Origin of the sequence: Clostridium tarantellae, assembly GCF_009295725.1 — a bacterium.
GTDB lineage: Bacteria > Bacillota > Clostridia > Clostridiales > Clostridiaceae > Sarcina > Sarcina tarantellae.
Map to the genome: position 1 here is coordinate 1 of NZ_WHJC01000249.1, position 5,044 is coordinate 5,044.

Below are 5,044 nucleotides of genomic sequence, written 5' to 3' on the forward strand. Positions count from 1 at the left end.
TATATAAAATAAAATTTAAAGAATTTTCTATGCTAAAATGAAAATTCTTTAAAAAAATAAATACCAAACCATATATTTAGATATTTTTATCTTCTAAAAAATAGTTTGGTGAATAATTCGGGTTTATTATTATTTTTATATTTATTTATCTTAACTTGTTTAAATATATTCACCCAAAATTTCAGCATAAAATCATTATTATATTTTTCATAATTTATTCAGAACAAAACCTTAATAAATACCCATTTAAATCTTGCACTAGAAATTCTTTTTGTACTATAACCACTCCATTACACTCATATTCACTTAAAGTTATATCTCTAAATAATTTTATATTATTTTTAATTAGACTATCTTTTATTAAATCAACATTAGGTACTTCCATCTGAAAATTAACTCCTCTACCAAATGGATATGTTAACTCTCCAGTATTCCAATAATCATTTACTTCTTCTATCATAATCTGAATATCTCCTAGTGATAAAAAAGCAAACTTATCTTCAACTCTTTCATATTCTAACTTAAATCCTAAAATATCAATGTAAAATTTCTTAGATTCTTCAATATTACTTACTGATAGTTCTGGTATTAATCCATTAAATTTCATTATTTTTACTCCTTAAATTTCATATAATCAATTTATTTTAACAATAATTTTTCTTGTTATAAAGAAGTTATATATAGCTTTATCCATGTATATTAATATACATGGATAAAACCCTCCAAAATATTATACTTTGTAAATAGTTTTTAAATCTTTTTTTCCGCCAACAATTATGTACTCTACTCTTTCAAGCCACTCTTTTCTTTCAATTTTTTCCTCCTTTAATTCTAATCTTTCTTTTTCTAATATTTTTATTCTTTTATTTATATCCCTTATATAATCTTTTTTATTTGATATTATTAACTCCAATTCTTCTATTTCTATTTTTAATTCTTTAGCCTTTATTTCATTTTTTTGATTCTTCTCTGATAGCTTTAAAAGTTCTTTTTCATTTAATTCCTTTTCTATATTTTCATCTATTAAATTATTTATTTCACTTATAAATTTTCTATAATTAATAACTCTCTTATTTATATATTCTCTGTCAATTTTACTTATTTTTTCTATATCATTCTTAAGTTTTATAATTTTTATATCTATCATAAACTTTATCCTTTTATAATAATTTAAACATTGTAATTCTATATAATTATTCAAGGTTTCTATATTTATATTTTCTGAATTACAAACATCTTTAGTAAATTTTTTCTTTTTCATGCAAATTAAATAATGTTGCCCTATTGGTTTATTCTTTATTGCTTTTTCAACCGCCCTATTATAAGATGAACCACATATTTTGCAAATAAGTTTTCCTTTAGTATCATATTTATTTGAATTTATTCCTCTATTCCCATTCAAACACCTATTTTTCAAAGCATTTTGTACTTCTTGCCATAATTCTTCCGAAATTATAGCTTCAATATCTTCTGATTTTTGTATAACCCAATTTTCTTTTCTTACATATTTGACCTTACTATCGGTAAATAAATTAACACTATTAAATTTATTTCTAACATTATACCCTTTATATTTAGGATTAGTAATTAATGTTTTTATAGTGCTATCACTCCACAAGTTACCCTTTTTAGTTCTATATCCTAATTCATTAACTATTTTAGCTGTATTTTTTAATCCATTAGTTAAAGATGTTTTATAAATAAACTTAACTATTTTAGCTTCTTCTTCATTTAAAATTAATTTGTTATTATTTCTATCAAAATCAAAACCAAAAATACTTACATTTCTTATTCTATTTTGCATTATAGATATACTATTACCCCTTTTAGTTCTTTTAGAAGTTTCAATAACCTCATTTTCAGCCATTGCGAAAAACATATTTAATAAAGGTAAATCATTAGGATTATTACTATTCTTCATAATATCTACGAAATAAACATTAATTTTCTTATAATCCCATAAAACCCTTAAAACTTCTATTATTGAAACACTTCTACTAAATCTTGATGCATTTATAACTGCTATTTCTTCAAAAAGTGGTTCTCTCCACTGGTCTGCTTCAAATGTTATTCTTCCATCATTTAATTTTTTTAAGTTTAATCCAGCATCATACATTAATTTTTGAAATCCAGCTCTTTTAAAACTAGTTCCTGTACAAACATCGCTATAAAATATAATATCTCTATCTTTGTAATGATTTTTTAATAACAATTCTTGTTGTTCCAATGCTCTATTTTGATCTTCTTTATTCGAAGAAGACCTTATATAACAAGCTATCTTTTTCATTTAGTTTCTCATCCCTTCTTTTTTGTATGTCATACTATGATAGTATATGTCATAGTTTATTTTTATATACAAAATTTTCAATTTATAGTATTATATAATCACTATTTATTTATATGGAGGATTTTTTATGGGTGAACTTGTTAATAGAGCACGTCTCGCAACCTCAGTAGATAAAGATTTATTAAAAAAATTAAATGCTTTAAAACAAAAAACAAGAATTGACAGAAGTAAATTACTAGATGAAGCTATTGAACTACTTTTAGAAAAACATAATTTCAAATAATAAAACCCTATGGAAAAATCCATAGGGTTTTATTTTATATTAGCAGATAAGTGTAGTCCATTCTTCGCAATTCCATATATCTGTTACAACATCTTTATAGAATTCAGGTTCGTGACATACTAAAAGTATACTTCCTTTATATTCTTTTAAAGCTCTTTTTAATTCATCTTTAGCTTCTACATCTAAGTGATTTGTAGGCTCATCTAGTATTAGTATATTTGTTTGTCTATTTATTAACTTACAAAGTCTAACCTTAGCCTGCTCTCCCCCACTTAATACAACAACTGAGCTTTCTATATGCTTAGTTGTTAATCCACATTTAGCTAATGCTGATCTTACTTCGTATTGTGTGTATGAAGGGAAGTCTTTCCAAACTTCCTCTATACAAGAATTATAGTTAGCTTCTTTTATCTCTTGCTCAAAGTAACCTATTTCTTGATAGTCTCCAGTTTCAACTTCTCCACTTATTGGCTTTATAAGTCCCATAAGACTTTTTAATAATGTTGATTTTCCAAGACCATTAGCACCAACTAAAGCTATTTTTTGACCTCTTTCCATTCTTAGGTTTAGAGGTTTACTTAATGGCTCATTATATCCTATCACTAAATCTCTTGTTTCAAATATTAATTTTCCTGAAGTTCTAGCAACTTTGAAATTAAACTCTGGTTTTGGTTTTTCTGCTGCTAATTCAATTCTGTCCATCTTATCTAGTTTCTTTTGTCTAGCTCTTGCCATACCAGTTGTTGCAACCCTTGCTTTATTTCTTGCTACGAAATCTTCAAGTTTAGCTATTTCTTGTTGCTGTCTTTCATAAGCTGCTTCTAACTGCTTTTTATTAGCTTCATGCACTCTCTTAAAGTTTTCATAGTCTCCAGTATATCTTGTTAATAATCTATTTTCTACATGATATATAACATTAACTACACTGTTTAAGAATGGTATATCATGTGATATTAATATAAATGCATTTTCATATTTTTGTAAATAAATCTTTAACCATTCTATATGAGCTTCATCTAAATAGTTAGTAGGCTCGTCTAGAAGTAATATATCTGGCGTTTCTAAAAGTAATTTAGCTAATAATACTTTGGTTCTTTGTCCACCACTTAAATCTGTAACATCTTTATCTAACCCTACATCTCTTAATCCTAAACCACCTGCAACCTCTTCAACTTTTGCATCAATAATATAAAAACCATTATTATCTAATGTATCTTGAATTATAGCAGTTTTTTCTAGAGCTTTATTCATTTCATCTTCATCCATTTCGCCCATTTTTCCATAAAGCTCATTCATTTCATTTTCCATATCAAACAAATATTGGAAAGCTTCTCTAAGTACATCTCTTATAGTTTTTCCTTTTTCAAGTTGTGCATGCTGATCCATGTATCCAACTCTTACTCTATTACTCCAATCTATTTTTCCCTCATCAGGCATTAATTTACCTGTGATTATGTTCATAAAAGTAGATTTTCCTTCTCCATTAGCTCCAATAAGACCAACATGTTCTCCTTTTAGAAGTCTAAATGATACATCTTCAAATATTGCTCTATCACCAAAACCATGGCTCATGTTCTTAACTGTTAATATACTCATCTGTGTACCCCTCTTTTATAAATGTGTCTATTAAATATCTTAAATTAATTTAACTATTTTCTTATTTTTAACTCTAAACTATTTATTTATAGAAAAAATAACCCTCCTATAAATATTATTAATGATAAAAGTGCTATTCCTAAAATATTAACCATTGCGGTTTTTCTAAGTTCCAATTATAACACCACCTTGCACTAAATGTTAATTATTAAATTATTTAATCATTTTAAATTATATACTAACATCTAAATTTGTTACAATTAATTATTCATTTTTTTATTATTTTTTTAAAATTAATCCCGAATTATTCACCAAACTATTTTTTAGAAGATAAAAATATCTAAATATATGGTTTGGTGTTTATTTTTTTAAAGAATTTTTATTTTAGCATAGAAAATTTATAAATTTTATTTTATATATCTAAAAAGGGTAAAGTATCCCTACGGACTTGCGGAAATTCCTTATTTTTCGATATTAAATTATATATTTTTCATATCACGGCAGAGCCTTTAAGGCACCTATATTATTTAATATATTCATAAACTCTTCTTTGTAAGGACAACTACTACAAAGTTTAAAAGTTATATATCTTGCGCTAGTAACAATTTTAGCCGCTATCTTTATTAATTTTAATCTTAGTGTTTGAATTCTATTAGTTTTGCTTTTATTTGATAAAGCCAATCGTCTAAACCAATTATTGAAATTATAAGCTAGTAGGCTTAATTGAAGTTTATTTGCATTAGCTAAAAAGCTAGTACTACTCATTGAATCTAAAGCAAATCCATTTTTACTTTCTTTAATGAAATTTTCCATAGTTCCTCTGTTAGAATAAAACATTATCAGTTGCTCTGGTGGTAATGTCATATTAGTAACTACAA

Annotated in this window: 5 protein-coding genes; 1 reads left to right on the top strand and 4 read right to left on the bottom strand. The window is 25.3% G+C overall.

What is annotated here, in order from left to right; all coding sequences use genetic code 11:
• Positions 1-214: 214 nt before the first annotated feature.
• Together GBZ86_RS12570 and GBZ86_RS12575 are read right to left on the bottom strand one after the other, a co-directional pair.
• Entirely contained in the window at positions 215-607 is a 393-nt protein-coding gene (locus GBZ86_RS12570; protein ID WP_152891166.1) for a bleomycin resistance protein, read from the bottom strand.
• Between the two features lie 123 nt (positions 608-730).
• Positions 731-2,287 carry a recombinase family protein gene (locus tag GBZ86_RS12575; protein WP_152891168.1) on the bottom strand — a complete coding sequence of 519 codons (1,557 nt, stop codon included), beginning with the start codon at positions 2,285-2,287 and terminating at the stop codon, positions 731-733.
• A 127-nt stretch (positions 2,288-2,414) separates the two neighbouring features.
• Here GBZ86_RS12575 and GBZ86_RS12580 point away from each other — a divergent pair, with 127 nt between their 5' ends.
• Positions 2,415-2,570 carry a ribbon-helix-helix domain-containing protein gene (locus GBZ86_RS12580; protein WP_152891170.1) on the top strand — a complete coding sequence of 52 codons (156 nt, stop codon included), beginning with the start codon at positions 2,415-2,417 and terminating at the stop codon, positions 2,568-2,570.
• Positions 2,571-2,609: 39 nt separating this feature from the next.
• Here GBZ86_RS12580 and GBZ86_RS12585 read toward each other — a convergent pair whose 3' ends face one another.
• Both GBZ86_RS12585 and GBZ86_RS12590 read right to left on the bottom strand, forming a co-directional pair.
• Positions 2,610-4,166: an ABC-F family ATP-binding cassette domain-containing protein gene (locus tag GBZ86_RS12585; protein WP_152891172.1), complete on the bottom strand. Its 1,557-nt coding sequence runs from the start codon at positions 4,164-4,166 to the stop codon at positions 2,610-2,612.
• Between the two features lie 495 nt (positions 4,167-4,661).
• Positions 4,662-5,044, bottom strand: a 383-nt coding sequence (locus GBZ86_RS12590) for a transposase (RefSeq protein WP_152891174.1), incomplete at its 5' end; no start/stop codon positions are given.